Raw genomic sequence first — 16,934 nt, forward strand, 5'->3', positions numbered from 1 at the left:
GATCAATTGATTAGTATTTCATCAACAAATAACCAACTTTTCCCTCCAGGAGATTGATGCCAAGAAGGATTCTTTAAAATACTTTCAACTTGAATACGTACATATTTTGTTTCCACTTTGGGGAGTTCAATATCAAAGAAATCAATGCTACTATTTGATGAGGGTTCTTGTTCAGGAAGCTTAACAGTATGCCAAGGTTTAAAATCTTTTCCATTGATTGAGACCCATATTTTGAATCCTTTTGGGTGAAAAATCCAGTTGGTAGGATTTGATAAGGCGCTAACAGAAATTGATGAGATTTCTTTTTTTTCCTCCAGCTGAAAAGTGGCATTAAAATGTGTGCCCTCATAACCAAGCCATTTTCCATCTACAAATCGCTCACTTCCTCTTTCTAAATCAATAAGTGTTTCTGCCCCTTTTCCTTGGTATTTCTCACTTGGCTCCTTATTTAAGGCAACATTGGTGTAGCCTATGGTACTTCTTTTAAAATTTGTAGTAACAACCTCACTTTTGCCCCAACCTTTTTTATGGCTTATCGCCTTTACAGTCGTTGTTTCTTTTAGAAGAAATGGTTCTGAGTATTTTGTAGAAGAGGTATCCGGTTCAGAATTATCAGTGGTATAAAAAATACTTGCATTTTCAAATGAAGTCGCTAACTCCACAGGTAGTGAGTCTTTTATAAAATTTGAAGCTACAATAAACAGGGGAGGAGTAATAGCGGATGCTGAAAAGATATCTTTGTTGATTTGATGAGCGATTAAATTTTTGTTTTCTGATGTTAATTGCGCTATTGCCTCATTCGTAAGGTTCGTTTGCCATAGGTACAAATCTTTTAAACTGGTCAAGTTTTTTAATGTTTCTATTGCAGTATCGGTGATTTCCGTTCCATAGAGGTTTAAAGATTCTAGTTTATCAAATCCATCAATTACTTTTATAGTCTCATCGTCAACCGCTGTGCCTTGCAATTGCAGTTTGGTAAGATTTTTAAAGATTGAAATGGAAGAAGCCAATGAATCTTGAAAATTCGAATATCCCAAGTTTAGTTCTACAATGTGCTCCGCGTATTTTTTGAGTCCTAGGAAATCATTTTTGGAAAGATTTTTACGATTGGATAAATTAACGAGCAATAAAGGACTTCCCTCTTTTAAGGGATAAATAGAAATGCCAGATAATTTTTTAGATGTAAGCCAATTATGGTCAACAATGTCCAAATCTTTAGCAATCATTGCCCTTATAGAAGTATCTTCTTCTAATTCATTTAGATAGGTTTGAATTTTTTTCTTACGTTCCAAATCTGAAGTAACACAATCAAAACAATTGTCATTCTCAATCCACCACTGTAACAGTGCAATTTCACTGGCTGTTAATTGTATTTTACCCTTTGGGGGCATATGTTCTTCATCTTCTTCCGGTAATTGAACTCGATGCAAAAGTAAGGGTTGCTCTGATGTTTTTGCCTCTAAAAGGCTCCCGGAATCTCCACCTAGAAGTAGCTCTTGTTGTGAGGTCAACAACAGCTTTCCCTCGGTTTTTTTAGAATTGTGACAACTAACGCACTTGTTATTTAAAATAGGCTGAATAATATCGTTATAAACTAAGGCTTCGTTTACATCTTCGATTATGATTTCATTTGAGGTAATATCTTTGGTTAAAAAACCTTCGCCGTGCGTCATGTTCCCTCCCCAATGACCTGCAATCGTTAGCATTATCATTACAGCAACAAACATGGGGAGATAAAGTTTAGATACAACTTTATTTCCACTGTCTTTAGCAAAATATAATAAGATAGCTATTGCCGTCATGCCAATACCCATCCACTTATGTTTGAAAATGGCATCTTCATCGTAAGAGCCACTATCTTCTAAAAAAAGACCGGTAATTATAGACGCTATTGCGCTTAAGACACCAATGGCAATGGCAAATTTTATGATACCCGTTATGTTTTCTTTTGGCTTAAAACGTTGGTAGATTTCTAATAAAAAGGCAAAAATCAAAATCCCAATTGGTAGATGTACCAAAATAGGATGAAAATTGCCAATATTTATGGTTAGGTATGTCATTGTTTATTCAACTATTATTTCATCAATAAAAAAGAAGGGTAATGTGCCCTTGCCTTGATGCCAGTTCGGAATTTTGTCTAAAAGGTGTATTTGAATTTCTAAATTAGAATAAGAATCTTTTTTAATTGGAATTTCAATAAATGATAGCTTGGTTTCTTGAGGTGCTTTGGGCGGCGCTAAATTTAAAGAACCTATTCGTCTTGTTTGGTTTGAAACCGCGATAGATTCTGGAAAGAATATCCATGAATTATGGTCTTTAAGCGTACTTAGTATAATTTTTGAAATTTCGAGCTGTTCTTCAAAATCTAAATTAATGGTGATAACGGGTGACTGAAATCCAAGCCATTCATTTCCATTTCTAAATTGTGTACTTCCTTTTTTTAGATCCACCAATCCACGAACTCCTATCCCTCCGTAATTCGAATGTGGATTTGGAGAAATTGTGATTTTAGCTTTAGAAATATCGTTAGTAATCTTTATTAGGTCAATGCTAATTTCATCACTTGACTTAAAATCAGGATGAAAATTTTTAAAACTATATGTGCCGGATTTTTGTATGGTAATTGGGTTCTTGTACACCGCTGAGCTTTCATTAACGCTACTACCATCTCTAGTATAATGAATTTTAGCATTCTTGACTTCAAAGTTTGCTTCGAGCTTAGCGGAGGTCGTAAAAAGAAGTGAATCTATCGTAAGTTGAGGTGGCGATAACTCAAAAATTTCTGACGAACTAAAGCTTGGTTTGCCTCCTTGTTGGCAGGATAAAACCCCAAAACCTATCAATATGAAAAAACTAATCTTGAATTTCATTAGACACGATATAATTTTATGGGGTAAGTTTTACCAGAATTCCACTGCGCCACATATAAATTTTCATCATCATCAAGGCATACATCATGTGGATGTTGAAATACTTTTAAGGTTTGATACATTGAATTTAATTCCCCATCAATGTATTTTGGTTCACAGCCTCCTGGGGCAGAAATTAATTGGTTGTTTTCGTTCAAAATGCTAATGAATCCAGTTCCTTCGGCACCATTTCCGGACCAAATAGTTGCTAAATAAATATGCTCATTATGAATTACGGGTCTGCAAATAAATGCACCGGGCAAATCAATGCTATTTAAATAGTCACCATTTAAGCTAAAACGTTTTAGCTTATTCTGTTGACGTGCAGTTATGAGTAATGTTGGGTTCGATGCATCGCGGTCATCAATACAAATACCATGTGCATTATTGAATTGATGTTCTTCTTCACCTCGACCTCCAAAAATATTTAAGAGCTCACCTTTACTACTATAATGCATAATGAACTGTTCTCCATAGCCATCGGCAACATAAACATCACCGTTTTTGGCTATTGCAGTTTCAGTTGGAATATAGTTTTCTTTTTTAGCGTATTTTCCTGATTTTTTGGGGTATGGAAACACTTGAATGACTTTTCCATCTATGGTAGTTTTAATAACTTCATGCCGGTTATTTTCTGAAATATATAGTACGTCTTCACCATTTTCGACATTTAAAGTTAACCCGTGTGCTCCTGGGTAATCCGTCCCCCATACTTCCAGTAGCTTTCCCGAACGGTCATAAATAATAATGTTGTTTTTGGTATGATTTGTCAATAAAATGATTCTTCCTTTAGAGTCTTGAACCATTTCATGACAATCGTTCACAGGATAAAAGTTAGAGTTTAGTGCTCCCCATTGCAAGTCTATTTTATATTGGTGGGAATTATGACCTATTACAGCGTCTTTATATGAAAACAAATGATTTGCGTTTAACAGTCCTGAAGCTAAACCAGTAGTTGCTAAGCTACTATTTCTAATAAAGTTTCTTCTTTTCATTAGGCCAGTAAATCGTTCATGATATGTCCTTCAACATCGGTCAGTCTAAAGCGTCTACCTTGATATTTATAAGTAAGTTTTTCATGATCGATACCTAATAAATGAAGCATAGTTGCTTGAAAATCATGAACATGAACTGGGTCTTTGATAATGTTATAACCAAAATCATCAGTTTCTCCATAAACTGTTCCTGGTTTTATGCCTCCTCCTGCCATCCACATGGTGAAACATCGAGGATGGTGATCACGACCATAATTAGTGTCTGTAAGTAAGCCTTGCGAATAGTTTGTTCTTCCAAATTCTCCACCCCAAATAACAAGGGTATCTTCTAATAGACCTCGTTGCTTTAAATCGGCAACGAGTGCTGCAGAAGCCTGATCTACATCTTTAGCTTGTTTTTCAATAGCATTTGGCAGATTATCATGTTGGTCCCAACCCATATGGTATAATTGGATAAAGCGAACATCTTTTTCTGCTAGTTTTCTTGCTAATAGGCAATTGGCAGCATAAGTACCTGGAATTTTGGCATCTGCACCATACATTTGATAAATATAATCTGGTTCGTCATCGGTATTCATGACATCGGGAACAGATGTTTGCATTTTATAGGCCATTTCATATTGCGCAATTCTACTTTGAATCTCCGGGTCACCAAATTCGTCATATTGCTTGTCATTGAGTTCAGCTATTTTATCTAGAATATCACGTTTACTTTCTTTGGTGATTCCTTTTGGGTCGTTTAAATAGAGCACTGGGTCTTTGGCTGCTCTAAATTGAACTCCTTGGTGAAGCGAATGTAAAAAGCCGTTGCCCCATAGTCTTGTATATAATGGCTGTCCATTAGGTCTACCAGAACCCCGGGATAGCAGAACCGTAAATGCAGGCAAATTTTTATTTTCGCTGCCTAAGCCATAGCTTAACCAAGAACCCATACTTGGTCTACCAGGTTGTTGCGACCCAGTTTGAAAAAAAGTTACCGCAGGGTCATGATTAATGGCTTCGGTGAACATCGATTTTACGATACAGAGTTCATCGACCATTTTTGCGGTATAAGGGAGTAAATCACTTACCCAAGTACCGTTTTTGCCATACTGCTTAAAATCGAAAACCGAGCCTGCTAATGGAAAACTATCTTGCCCAGAGGTCATTCCGGTCAAGCGCTGCCCATTTCTAATAGATTCAGGAAGTTCTTCACCCCTTCTTTTGATTAGCGTTGGTTTGTAATCGAAAAGCTCCAACTGTGACGGTCCGCCACTTTGAAATAAATAAATTACTCTTTTAGCCTTTGCGGCGTGATGAAGCACATCTAAAGTTCCTTGATTACTGCCAAAGCTTGATTCTTTGGTAAGTATGCCATTTTCATCTTTTCTGAAAAAAGAACAGCCCATAAGCGTGCTTAATGCTGCACCACCAACGCCAAGGGCAGACTTTCCTAAAAAAGACCTTCTGTTCAATGATAAAGAACGTTCGTGTATAATTTTCTTCTCACTCATATTATCCTCTGGTAATAGTTTCGTCTAAATTCAAAATAGTATGGGCAACTAAAGATAGCGCCACAAGTTTTTCTTGTGGTATAGTCGCATCAGCTACGAAATCGCCAATGGTAACATATTCTGAAGCAATAATTTCATTTGAACTTATTTTGGCCATTATATCATCATAATGGGTCAAAAGCATCCCCATCTCTTCAGAATCGGGCAGGCGAGAGGTAGCTTTTTGAAAAATATGTGTTATCTGATTTTTGTTTTCATTTGGTCGTAACTTAATGGTATTCGCAGCTAAAGCTCTTGATGCTTCTATCAGTTGCGGGTCATTTAATAATACCAGGGCTTGTAAAGGGGTATTGGTTTCTTGTCTTTTTACTGAACATAAATCTCTAGAGGCGGCATCAAAAGTCATCATGTTTGGAGGAGGAACGGTACGCTTCCAAAAGGTATACAGGCTTTTTCTGTAAAGGTCTTTTGCAGTGCTTTGTACATATTGGGCAGTACTACCACCACCGCCACCGGTAGTTTCTTCCCAAATTCCTTCTGGCTGATAGGGTTTTACACTCGGTCCGCCAACCTCTTTGTTCAATAACCCGCTGATGGCAAGTGCTTGGTCACGAATCATCTCGGCAGATAATCGAAGTCTCGGAGCTCTCGCCAAGAGTCTATTTTCAGGATCTTTTTCTAATAATTCTGGTGTGGTTACCGAACTTTGTTGGTAGGTTGAAGAAAGTGCGATATATCTTAGCATTTTTTTAATATCCCATTTATCCTCTTGTAATTTAAGGGCTAAAAAGTCTAATAGCTCAGGATGTGATGGTAATGCACCTTGATTTCCGAAATCATAGGATGAACTTACCAATCCAGTGCCAAACATTCTTTGCCATAATCGATTTACCGTTACTCTGGCAGTAAGCGGATTATTAGCATCAAATAACCATTTAGAAAGTCCCAATCTATTCTTAGGCAGGTTTTCAGGAAATTCTAATACCGATTTTGGAGTGTTTGGATATACTTCTTGCGTAGGTTGATCATAAACACCCCGGTTTAAAATGAAAGCGGGCTTTAATTCGTCCATTTCATTCATCACCATAACGGGAACTTCTTTCTTTTTGGAGTGTTGAAGGTTTACAAAATTGAGAACGCCATTAACCTCTTTTTCAGTAATTGTAATGTATGGTTCTGGGGTTTCCCCGGGTAAGGGTATTTTGTTTTTCTCTTTATTATTATTGAAAAAACTAAATAACTCAAAATGTTCTTTTTGACTTATTGGATCATACTTATGGTCGTGACATCTTGCACACTCAAAAGTCAAACCTAAGAAAGCAGTACCAAAAGTGGTGACTCTATCTTCTACATATTCTACATGATACTCTTCTGGAATAGTGCCTCCTTCAAAAGTGATCTTATGATTGCGATTAAAACCGGTAGCAAGTATTTGTTCCAAATTTCTTTCAGGTAAAAGATCGCCTGCCAATTGATAGGTTACAAACGCATCATAAGGCATATTCTTTTCAAATGCATGAATTACCCAATCTCTCCAAGGCCACATGGTGCGTTCAAAATCATCTTGATAACCATGAGTGTCTGCATACCTGCTAATATCCATCCATTCGGCTGTCATATGTTCGGCGTAATCTGTTGTGTTTAAAAGTGAGTCAACCAGTTTTTCGTAAGAGTTCGATGCCTTGTCATTGACAAAAGCATTTATTTGTTCAGTACTTGGGGGAAGTCCGGTAAAATCAAAAGACACTCTTCGGATCAATTTTTCTTTGCTTGCTTTTTCGGATGGTACCAAGCTATTGAATTCTAGTTTGGCAAGTATAAAATCATCAATTTCATTGATTGACCAGTCTTTTTTATTTACTACAGGTATCTCTCGCGGTTTAGGAGGGATAAAAGCCCAGTGTTCTTTGTATTCGGCCCCCTGTTCAATCCATTTTTTTAGAATGGCCTTTTCAGTTTCGCTAAGGGCAAGGTTCGATTCTGGAGGAGGCATTAAAAGGTTTGGGTCATCCGAATAAATACGATTTACTAAAGTGCTTTCTTCGGGCTTCTTTGGTACTATCGCATGATGGTCTTTTAATTTACCTAGCGCTTTGTAGGCATCTTCTGCAGTATTTAAAGATAAACCTCCTTCTATTGCATTTTTATCCGGACCGTGGCATTTGAAACAGCGGTCAGAAATAATAGGTTTTACATCAAAAGTAAAGTAAACCTTTTCAGGAATGGTTTCCAATTCATTTTTAGAAATTAGTTTTTCAGTTGAATTGGGCTTTTGCCGACAGGAAGATAAAACCACTAAAAAAGCCAATAAAATAAAAGCCTGATTCGAGCAGTTTAGTAGTAATCCGTCATTTTGATTGAAATTAAACATTCGCATAAAAAAAAGCTTAACTAATACCTCTAAAATTAGAGAATAAAAGCTAAGCTTTTTAATAATATTCGACTAATGACAACTAGACTTGTATCAATGTCGATAAATTTTATTTAATATACAATCCGGTAAAATCTAGTGGATTAACCCCTGGTAAATTGGATCCATACTTGGTATTGATAGCTTCAACAAAAGCATTGGCTAAAATAGCGTACCCACGAGGGGAAGGATGCACCCCATCTAAAGAGAATCCACCACCTGTACCAAAGGTTGCGGTTACAACGCTGCCATCAGCCTGGGTAAATCCATTTGCTCCTAACTCTACCAATAAAGAGTTCGCATCAACCAAAGCTAAATCATATTGTGTTGCTAAGCCAGCGATTACTTGATTGTAAGCTGTTACTGCCGCATTCGCTATTTGTTGTTCTTCTGGGGTTAAAACCCAGTTATCTGCCAAGGGCACTGCCACTCCGTTTATAGAAGTAGGATCTGCCGGATTTGCCAAAGAGCCAATAAAAGTACTAGAAGTCAAAACCAATAAATCATCAGCTGTTGCTTGTCTCATGTTGACCAGTGCTGAGCTAAATACACTAAGATCTGTTAAATCTTCGTCTAATATTACAACTGCATTTCCTTGACCGGCTTGAAAAGAAATTGTTCTTTTTGCAGCTTCCTCAGGTGTAATTTGTGGTGCCCCTAACGGATTTTGATTTGTACTAAAGGCTAGAAGTGCCTGATTATAGGCCGCATAAGCTCCATTTAGTAAATCTGCAGTAGCGGCATCCAAAGGAACAGGATTATGAGGTACTGTTGTTAAAAACGGAATCGTCGTCACATCTGGAATATTGGCAATCACCCCTTTTGCATTATTTGCTGTCATCGCCTGTAAAATTGCGTTGATAGAACCTGCAACTACATTTGGATCTGAAACATCAGAACCGCCGTATGTGCTTGGATCTAGATTACCGGTCTGGTCGACACCGGCACCTCCACTGGTAGCGTAGCCTAAAACATCATTATTACCAATCCACAAACTAAAGAAACTAGCGTTTTGAGCAGCCGCATCTGCTAATATTGTGCTATTCGGACTTGAAGCGAAACGCACGAAATAAGGATTTGCGGCACCTAAAGCAAGATTTCCTGCATTACCATATCCTGGTGCTAATAAATGGTAACTTTTCGCTCCTGGCACTCCCATATTATTAAAAGGTCCAGATAAAACATTCAAAATTTCGGTAGAGCCTTGACCACTCACAGGTACTGGAGCAGGAGAACCTGATGCAAAAGATAAAATTAATCTATTCCCTATATCTGGTCTTCCATCCATATTTAAATCAGATTGTCCATTGATAGTTGCACCACCCAAATCATCTGCCATAAAAGGGATGTTGAAGCTGCCACCGCCTACCAATTCAAAGTTAGAGGCCAGCATATTTGGAAAAGACGCAGTTTGGCCTGATTGAAATAATGCCGCATCAGAAAAACCTGCAGTCAATGAGTTACCTAGAGACACATAGTTCGAAAAATCAGCAGAACCACTGGTGAAAGTTATGGGCGCCGGAGGTGTTGGTGTAGTATCTGCAACCGTATCATCATCAGAACAAGAGACGAAAATAAGTCCAAACATAGAAAGTAGTGCGAGGAACTTCTTCATATCAATAAATTTAAAGTTAGTTTAAGTTAAGTTTGCGTTAATCGCTTATTTCCAAAACTATGCGAAAATTGTTATACATACAATTAAAAGCTAAAAAAAATTATGCATGCATAATAAATTAGGTCAATTTTTAACGATTTAGGAATTGTAGCGACCTAGAAAAGAATGCAGTAGGGTTTTCGGCATGCAGCCAGTGACCTGCATTGGAGATGGTATCGATTTCTGCTTTTGGGAAATGTCTTCGAATAATATCAAAGTCATTTTGAAGAATGTATTCTGATTTATCTCCTCTAAGAAACAATGTTTCCCCTCCGAAGGAGTCCGTGCTGCTAATATTCTCTCCTATTTCTTCCATCTTGTGCTGTAAAACGGACAGGTTGAACCTAAAGCCTAGTTTCCCTTTCTCGACCCAATAAAGATTTTTTAACAAGAATTGACGAATACCCCAATCTGATAGGTGATTGGCTAATTCTTCATCAGCTTCACTTCTTGAGGAAATGGTATAGAAATCTAAGGAATTCAGTCCGTTTATAATTTCGTTATGGTGTGCCGGGTAATATTTTGGGGCTATATCTGCAACTACTAATTTCTCCACTAAATTAGGGTTAGAGCAAGCAAATTGCATCACTGTTTTGCCACCCATGGAATGACCGATAAGATTGGCTTTGGCAATGCTGTGGTGGTTTATATAAAACCCCAAGTCTTTGGCCATGAATTCATAATCAAAATCTTTAGAGTGAAAACTCTTGCCATGATTACGTTGGTCTATCAAGTGTACTTGAAAACCATTTTCTGCGTACTTATTCCCTAAGGTTTTCCAGTTATCGGACATACCTAAAAACCCGTGCAAAATCAGTAAGGGCTTTCCTTCTCCAATAATTTTAGCATGTAGTAGTTCCATTATTGCAATCGGTGTAAGTACATATTGATGACGTTCTCCAATCCTAAATAAAGAGATTCGCAAATAAGGGCATGACCTATGGATACCTCAAGCAAATTAGGAATGTGCTCCTTAAAAAATGTGATGTTATCCAAACTTAAATCGTGGCCAGCATTAATTCCGATTCCTAAATCGTTTGCTACTTTGGCCGCATTCGCAAAGGGCACTATGCTTTCCTTGTTTCCTTCCGAGAAAGACTTTGCATAACTTTCGGTATATAATTCTATCCTATCGGTTCCTACTTCCTTGGCGCCTTCTACCATTTTTTCAACAGGATCTACAAAAATTGAAGTGCGAATACCGTTTGCTTTAAAGGTATCCACTACATCAATAAGAAAATCTTTGTTTTTTATAGTATCCCACCCTGCATTTGAAGTAATAGCGTCTTCCGCGTCGGGTACAAGGGTTACCTGTGTGGGTTTAATGGCCAAAACCATTTCTATAAACTTAGGTATCGGGTTACCTTCAATATTGAATTCGGTAGAAACTATATTCTTTAAATCATAAGCATCTTGATAGCGAATATGCCTTTCGTCTGGTCTTGGGTGTATTGTAATACCTTGACCACCAAAAGATTCTATGTCTTTGGCAGATTTTAACAGATCAGGGGCGTTTCCTCCGCGTGAATTTCTAAGTGTGGCCAATTTGTTGATATTGACACTAAGTTTTGTCATAAAGGCTATAGTTTTTATAGGTACAAAAATACGAATTGGGCACACCTTTTGCAGTTTAAAATTAGTATTTTGCATAAGATTTAAAGGTATGGAGCTACAGAGTCAATTGTTGGATAATTTACCGGTATTCGAAGTATCGGAGCTTATGAAAGAGGTTATTGCCTTTTTTGACCAAACTACATGCTCTCATGTAGCTATTACCGAAAACAATATTTTTATCGGCGTATTACCTGAAAATGATTTGGCGTGTTTTGAAGCTGAAAAAAAAATTGAAGAGTATCTCCATAACTTTGAACACTTTTCGGTTACTAATGAAACCTCTTGGTTAGATGTTCTTGAAATTTTTGCAAGAAATGAGGCGAATATCATGCCCGTTCTCGATAAGGATAAACATATTCTAGGTTACTATGATTTAACAGATGTAGTAGGCGTGTTTATTGATACCCCATTCTTCACCGAGCCGGGAGGCATACTAGTTGTTGAAAAAGGCCTAAAGGATTATTCCATGAGTGAAATTGGGCAAATAGTTGAAACGAATAATGCCAAGGTTCTAGGTGCTTTTATCACCGATAATAAAAATGATGTTGTTCAAGTGACCCTAAAAATTAGTTCTTCGAGTTTAAATGAAGTTTCGCAAACTTTTAGAAGATATAACTACAATATCCTTTTTGGCAATAGCGATGATCAATTTTTAGAAGATTTGAAAAAGCGTTCCGCTTATTTGGATAAATACCTTAATGTTTAGCAAAATGTTAACCCCTTAATTTCCAAAAAAAACAAATGAAAGTTGCTATTTACGGTCAGTCTTTTATTGGGAATGATATTACATGTGTTGGCGAATTGTTGGATGAACTTGAAAAGGTAAATGCCAAAATAGCCATAGAATCTGATTTTGCCGAGTTTATTTCACAAAACTTTACCCTTAAAAAAACAAAGACCTTTACACAAGAGCAAGGCTTGGACAGTTCTTTCGATATGTTCGTAAGTTTTGGTGGTGATGGCACTATGCTCAGGGCGGTAACTTATGTTCGAGATTTAGATATCCCTATTGTTGGTGTAAACACAGGGCGTTTGGGTTTTCTTTCTACTTTTAAGAAAGAAGACGTTAGAAAGGTGGTGACAGAATTTGTTACCGGTAGTTTCACCATTGAAGAAAGGGGATTGGTAGAAATCTGTCTAGACCACGATGTTGAAGAATTTGGAGAACTCAATTTTGCCTTAAATGAAATAACTATCAGCAGAAAAGATACGACGTCGATGATTACTGTTGAAACGTATTTAAATGGTGAGTACTTAACATCATATTGGGCAGATGGTCTTATTGTTTCTACACCAACTGGATCAACAGGATATTCTTTGAGCTGTGGTGGCCCGGTTATAGCCCCGTCCACAAAATCTTTGGTTTTAACCCCAATAGCTCCACACAATTTAAATGCAAGGCCTTTCGTGATACCAGATGATACGGAGATTAGGTTAAAAGTGTATGGCCGCGAAGAAAACCATTTGGTTTCGCTAGATTCACGTATAGCCACCATCCCCAACGAAAAGGAAATTGTTGTCAAAAAATCGGACTTTACAATTAAAATGATAGAATATAAATCTGAAAGTTTTCTTAAAACATTGCGTAATAAATTACTTTGGGGCGAAGACAAGCGCAATTGACCTTTCAGCTACAATAAAAAAGCACAAAAACAGTTTTAAAAGAGAACATTATATGGCGGTGATGCAAGTCTCCTTGTTACTACTCGTTATGACAATAACTTTTGTTTTTCTATGAGAGTGTTTTTTTTGGTCTTTTTGTTTGCTGTTGGAACCGTGAGTGCACAAACCTATGAGATAGGTATTTTTGCCGGTGGGGCCAATGTGATTGGTGATGTAGGAAGGACTAACTACATTTTGCCTTCAGGTATTTCTTATGGGGCGCTTTTCAAATGGAACAAAAGCAAAAGATACGCATGGCGCGCTAGTATTATAAGAGGTTCTTTCACTGCGGACGATACAAAATCTAATTTAGCGTCGAGAGTGCAAAGAGCATATGTAGTAGATAATGCTGTGACCGAGTTCTCAGCAGGACTTGAATTTAACTTTGTTGAATATAACCTACATAAGTTAGGTCCAGCTTTTACGCCTTACCTCTATACCGGTTTCACCTATTTTAGATATGACTTTAATTATATAGATGCGCTTCAAGTTCAAAATTTAAATCAAAAGGATGGAAGTTTTGCAATACCAATGACTGTTGGCGCCAAATATAGAATAAGTCAGTTTTTTATCATTGGCGCTGAAGTAGGGGCACGGTACACTTTCACGGATAATTTAGACGCCAGTAACCCAGAAGGTTCAAATTTTGAGCAGCTTCGATTCGGAAATATTTTAAGCGATGACTGGTATGTCTTTTCTGGTATCACATTTACTTATACCTTTGGGCGCAAACCATGTCAAGATTGTTTTGAGTAATAAAACGAATTCTTTAGCCGATTTAAATCAAGAAAAACTACCCAAACACATTGCCGTTATTATGGATGGCAACGGTCGTTGGGCCAAGCAACGAGGCAAGTTGCGGGTGTTCGGCCACCAAAATGGTGTTGAAGCCGTACGGCAGACCGTTGAAAACTGTGCCAAGATTAAAATTGATTTTCTAACACTTTATGCATTTTCTACCGAGAATTGGAATAGACCTAAGGTCGAGGTTCAGACTTTGATGAAGCTTTTGGTGTCTTCTTTACGGAAAGAATTAAAAACCCTAAACAAGAATAATATTCGATTAAATGCGATAGGAAACATCGATTCGTTGCCTAAAAAAGCCCATGATGAGCTGAAAGAAGTTATTTCAAAAACAAAAAACAATACTGGTATGACCTTGACCTTAGCCTTAAGTTATGGGTCTCGCGAAGAGCTGAAAACAGCGATAAAAGCTATAAGTATCAAAGTTAAAAATAATATAATTTCTCCTGAAAATATTGATGAAACGATTATTAATACTCATCTTTACACGCATGATTTGCCAGATGTAGACCTGCTTATTCGTACAAGTGGGGAGCATAGAATAAGTAATTTTTTACTTTGGCAAATTGCATATGCCGAATTATATTTTATTGACGTATTTTGGCCCGATTTTAGTGAACATCATTTGGTAGATGCAATAATGAACTACCAAAATAGAGAAAGAAGATTTGGAAAGACTAGCGAACAACTCAATTGAAAGAATAATCAAAAGCACTTCGTATAACAAATTATTACTCCTCCTTTTTTTAACCACCACAGTAACTTTTGCCCAAACTTCTTATGAAGATGGTAAAAAGTATATTCTTGGTGGATTAGAAGTTACAGGTCTTCAGAGTTATAATGAGCAAACGGTCAAGACCTACACAGGCCTTAGAATTGGACAGCCAATTACGATTCCCGGAGAAGAGATTAGCGCAGTTATTAAAAAATTATGGGGTTTAGAGCTTTTTAGTGATGTCTCTATGTACCAAACTAGGGTAGAAGGCGATAAAATATTTCTAGAACTTAATATTTTAGAAAGGCCTACTTTATCAAAAGTTACCGTCTATGGTGTTAAAAAACGAAAAGTAGACGAGATTATCGATGATACAGATCTTAAGAAAGGCAAGAAAATAACAGAAAGTCTTATCGCTAACACCAAAGGTTATTTAGAAAATAAGTATAAAAAGCAAGGTTTTCTGAACGCAAAAGTGAACATTGCCACGGCCAAAGACACTACTGGTACCAATACGGAGAGTATGGTAGTCAACGTGAAAAAGGGGGATAAGGTTAAGATTAAAAGTATTGTTTTTGAAGGAAATGAGAAGGTAAAAGACAAGCGACTACGAAAAGCTCTCGGAAAGGCAAAAATCAGAAAAAAGAAGTTAGGTGCATTTTGGCAAAGGTCGAAATATATGGAAGACGAATTTAAGGAAGGACTTAAAAACGTTGTAGATGCCTATGCGGAAAAAGGATATAGAGACGCGCGAGTGTTATCGGATACCTTTATTAAGGTTGATGAGAATAATATCGCCCTAAAGATTAAAGTCGAAGAAGGTAATAAATATTACTTCGGAAATATTGATTTTGTAGGTAATTCGGTTTACACAGATCGCCAGCTAAGTCAAGTTTTAGGTATCAAAAAAGGTGATACTTATAACGGGGTTTTATTAAAAGAACGTATTGCTGATAATTCTAAACCAGACGCGGTCGATATCACAAATCAATATCAAAATAACGGATATTTATTCTCACAGATCAATCCGGTTGAAATTTCGGCGGTAAACGACACCATCGATTTTGAAATCAGAATTATAGAAGGTAAAGAGACTTTTCTTAACCACGTGACAGTTGTTGGTAATGACAAGACCAACGACCATGTAATCTTTAGGGAACTACGTACAAGGCCAGGCCAAAAATACAGCAAAGATAATATTGTAAGAAGTGTTCGCGAATTAGGTCAGTTAGGCTTTTTTGATGCAGAACAGATTGTACCCGATGTTGAGAACCCAGATCCAAATGCAGGTACCGTTGATATTAAATATAGTTTGGTGGAATCTGGCTCTAGCCAAATAGAATTACAAGGTGGTTATGGTGGGGGTGGCTTTATTGGAACTTTAGGACTTTCATTCAGTAATTTTTCGCTACAGAATATCTTTAATGGAGAGTCGTATAAACCGGTTCCTATGGGTGATGGTCAGACTTTTGCACTTCGACTTCAGGCGAGTAGAACGTTTAGGGTATATAGCTTAAACTTTGCAGAACCTTGGTTGGGCGGTAGAAAGCCAGTACGTTTTAACCTGTCTTTTTCAAGAACCCAACAGTTTTCTTCTCAATTTACTAATCAAGGACAAATAGATGTTGATAAAGACCGTGGGTTTTCTATCACAGGTGTTACCGCAGGTTTAGCTAAAAGAGTACAATGGCCAGATGATTTCTTTACGATTTCACATTCTTTGGGATACCAGTTGTATGATTTTAAAAATTACAATATTGGTTTGTTCAATTTTGGTAACGGAACATCGAACTCATTGGCCTATACTTTTGGACTTTCAAGAAGTTCTCAGGGACCAAGTAGAATATTCCCTCTTACAGGTTCTAATTTTGAGATTACTGCTAAGTTTACACCTCCTTATTCTTTGATAAGCGGAAAAGATTTTAAAAGTCTAAAAGTACGTAGTGATGAAATTACCGCATCTGCAAATGATGGAACCCCGTTAACTACAGCTGAGACCAACGAGCTGCAAGAAATAGAAGAAGAGCGTTTCAAGTGGTTAGAATATTATAAGATCAAGTTTAAGGGCGATTGGTATACGCGCTTAGCGGGTAAGTTGGTGCTTAGAACCAATGCCGAGTTTGGATTCTTAGGAAACTATAACAATGACATTGGTGATGTGCCATTTGAGCGGTTCTTTGTTGGTGGTGATGGGCTAGGAAACTTTACCTTAGATGGTCGAGATGTAGTACAATTAAGAGGTTACGAAAACAGTTCACTTACTTCTTTTAGCAATAACCCGATTACTGGTAGACAAGAGCAAGACGGTGGTACCATTTACAATAAATTCTCATTAGAGTTACGCTACCCCTTAACCTTAAAACCTTCTGCATCTATATACGCGCTTTCATTTTTAGAAGCGGGTAATTCTTTTGACAATTTTAATGAGTTTAATCCGTTTGAGTTAAAGAGATCTGCTGGAGTGGGGCTGCGTATTTTTATGCCGGCATTTGGTCTCTTGGGCATTGACTTTGGCTACGGATTTGATTCCGATGCAAGACCTGGGTCAATTGGTCCAAGTGGTTGGCAAACACACTTCATTATAGGTCAACAGTTTTAACCTAAAAGAAAATAAGTCAAATTACAAAGAGTTAATTATCTCATTTTAAATTATTTAGTTATTTTGGCACGATATTTTC

13 protein-coding genes are annotated in these 16,934 nt (G+C 37.2%); 5 read left to right on the top strand and 8 right to left on the bottom strand.

Annotation, left to right across the window (positions count from 1 at the left end):
• Positions 1-2: 2 nt before the first annotated feature.
• From ACZ1GR_RS13635 to ACZ1GR_RS13670, 8 genes are all read right to left on the bottom strand, one after another.
• Positions 3-2,060: a chitobiase/beta-hexosaminidase C-terminal domain-containing protein gene (locus ACZ1GR_RS13635; protein ID WP_472609483.1), complete on the bottom strand. Its 2,058-nt coding sequence runs from the start codon at positions 2,058-2,060 to the stop codon at positions 3-5.
• Between the two features lie 3 nt (positions 2,061-2,063).
• Positions 2,064-2,870 (bottom strand): chitobiase/beta-hexosaminidase C-terminal domain-containing protein, encoded by an 807-nt coding sequence (locus ACZ1GR_RS13640; protein WP_472609484.1) that lies wholly within the window; start codon positions 2,868-2,870, stop codon positions 2,064-2,066.
• Positions 2,870-3,904 (bottom strand): NHL repeat-containing protein, encoded by a 1,035-nt coding sequence (locus ACZ1GR_RS13645; protein ID WP_472609485.1) that lies wholly within the window; start codon positions 3,902-3,904, stop codon positions 2,870-2,872. Before ACZ1GR_RS13645 ends, ACZ1GR_RS13640 begins: the two co-directional genes overlap by 1 nt.
• Positions 3,904-5,397, bottom strand: a complete 1,494-nt coding sequence (locus ACZ1GR_RS13650) for a DUF1501 domain-containing protein (protein ID WP_472609486.1) — start codon at positions 5,395-5,397, stop codon at positions 3,904-3,906. The genes ACZ1GR_RS13645 and ACZ1GR_RS13650 overlap by 1 nt, the downstream gene beginning before the upstream one ends.
• 1 nt (position 5,398) lies before the next feature.
• The gene (locus tag ACZ1GR_RS13655; RefSeq protein ID WP_472609487.1) at positions 5,399-7,774 is read right to left on the bottom strand and encodes a PSD1 and planctomycete cytochrome C domain-containing protein; all 2,376 of its coding nucleotides are present in this window, start codon (positions 7,772-7,774) and stop codon (positions 5,399-5,401) included.
• Positions 7,775-7,877: 103 nt separating this feature from the next.
• Positions 7,878-9,422: an SGNH/GDSL hydrolase family protein gene (locus ACZ1GR_RS13660; RefSeq protein WP_472609488.1), complete on the bottom strand. Its 1,545-nt coding sequence runs from the start codon at positions 9,420-9,422 to the stop codon at positions 7,878-7,880.
• A gap of 130 nt (positions 9,423-9,552) precedes the next feature.
• Positions 9,553-10,323 (bottom strand): alpha/beta fold hydrolase, encoded by a 771-nt coding sequence (locus ACZ1GR_RS13665; protein WP_472609489.1) that lies wholly within the window; start codon positions 10,321-10,323, stop codon positions 9,553-9,555.
• A complete protein-coding gene (locus ACZ1GR_RS13670) occupies positions 10,323-11,036 on the bottom strand; it encodes a pyridoxine 5'-phosphate synthase (RefSeq protein WP_472609490.1) in 714 nt (237 codons plus the stop codon). The genes ACZ1GR_RS13665 and ACZ1GR_RS13670 overlap by 1 nt, the downstream gene beginning before the upstream one ends.
• 88 nt (positions 11,037-11,124) lie before the next feature.
• On the opposite strand from ACZ1GR_RS13670, the gene ACZ1GR_RS13675 reads away from it, so the two are divergent.
• The 5 genes from ACZ1GR_RS13675 to bamA all read left to right on the top strand — a co-directional run bounded on the left by ACZ1GR_RS13675 (position 11,125) and on the right by bamA (position 16,855).
• Positions 11,125-11,781: a CBS domain-containing protein gene (locus ACZ1GR_RS13675; protein ID WP_472609491.1), complete on the top strand. Its 657-nt coding sequence runs from the start codon at positions 11,125-11,127 to the stop codon at positions 11,779-11,781.
• Positions 11,782-11,816: 35 nt separating this feature from the next.
• Positions 11,817-12,698 carry an NAD kinase gene (locus ACZ1GR_RS13680; protein WP_472609492.1) on the top strand — a complete coding sequence of 294 codons (882 nt, stop codon included), beginning with the start codon at positions 11,817-11,819 and terminating at the stop codon, positions 12,696-12,698.
• A 111-nt stretch (positions 12,699-12,809) separates the two neighbouring features.
• On the top strand, positions 12,810-13,493 hold the full coding sequence (porG, locus tag ACZ1GR_RS13685) for a type IX secretion system protein PorG (protein ID WP_472609493.1): 684 nt from the start codon (positions 12,810-12,812) through the stop codon (positions 13,491-13,493).
• Complete coding sequence (locus ACZ1GR_RS13690; protein WP_377767359.1) at positions 13,486-14,238, top strand: isoprenyl transferase; 753 nt, start codon at positions 13,486-13,488, stop codon at positions 14,236-14,238. The genes porG and ACZ1GR_RS13690 overlap by 8 nt, the downstream gene beginning before the upstream one ends.
• Positions 14,210-16,855, top strand: a complete 2,646-nt coding sequence (gene bamA, locus ACZ1GR_RS13695; protein ID WP_377767358.1) for an outer membrane protein assembly factor BamA — start codon at positions 14,210-14,212, stop codon at positions 16,853-16,855. The genes ACZ1GR_RS13690 and bamA overlap by 29 nt, the downstream gene beginning before the upstream one ends.
• Positions 16,856-16,934 lie beyond the last annotated feature (79 nt).

It is taken from the genome of Croceitalea sp. W27, from assembly GCF_055693185.1.

Coding starts and splice junctions, on each gene's coding strand:
- ACZ1GR_RS13635 (WP_472609483.1), bottom strand. CDS start 2,060: ATGACATACCTAACCATAAATATTGGCAATTTTCATCCTATTTTGGTA.
- ACZ1GR_RS13640 (WP_472609484.1), bottom strand. CDS start 2,870: ATGAAATTCAAGATTAGTTTTTTCATATTGATAGGTTTTGGGGTTTTA.
- ACZ1GR_RS13645 (WP_472609485.1), bottom strand. CDS start 3,904: ATGAAAAGAAGAAACTTTATTAGAAATAGTAGCTTAGCAACTACTGGT.
- ACZ1GR_RS13650 (WP_472609486.1), bottom strand. CDS start 5,397: ATGAGTGAGAAGAAAATTATACACGAACGTTCTTTATCATTGAACAGA.
- ACZ1GR_RS13655 (WP_472609487.1), bottom strand. CDS start 7,774: ATGCGAATGTTTAATTTCAATCAAAATGACGGATTACTACTAAACTGC.
- ACZ1GR_RS13660 (WP_472609488.1), bottom strand. CDS start 9,422: ATGAAGAAGTTCCTCGCACTACTTTCTATGTTTGGACTTATTTTCGTC.
- ACZ1GR_RS13665 (WP_472609489.1), bottom strand. CDS start 10,323: ATGGAACTACTACATGCTAAAATTATTGGAGAAGGAAAGCCCTTACTG.
- ACZ1GR_RS13670 (WP_472609490.1), bottom strand. CDS start 11,036: ATGACAAAACTTAGTGTCAATATCAACAAATTGGCCACACTTAGAAAT.
- ACZ1GR_RS13675 (WP_472609491.1), top strand. CDS start 11,125: ATGGAGCTACAGAGTCAATTGTTGGATAATTTACCGGTATTCGAAGTA.
- ACZ1GR_RS13680 (WP_472609492.1), top strand. CDS start 11,817: ATGAAAGTTGCTATTTACGGTCAGTCTTTTATTGGGAATGATATTACA.
- porG (WP_472609493.1), top strand. CDS start 12,810: ATGAGAGTGTTTTTTTTGGTCTTTTTGTTTGCTGTTGGAACCGTGAGT.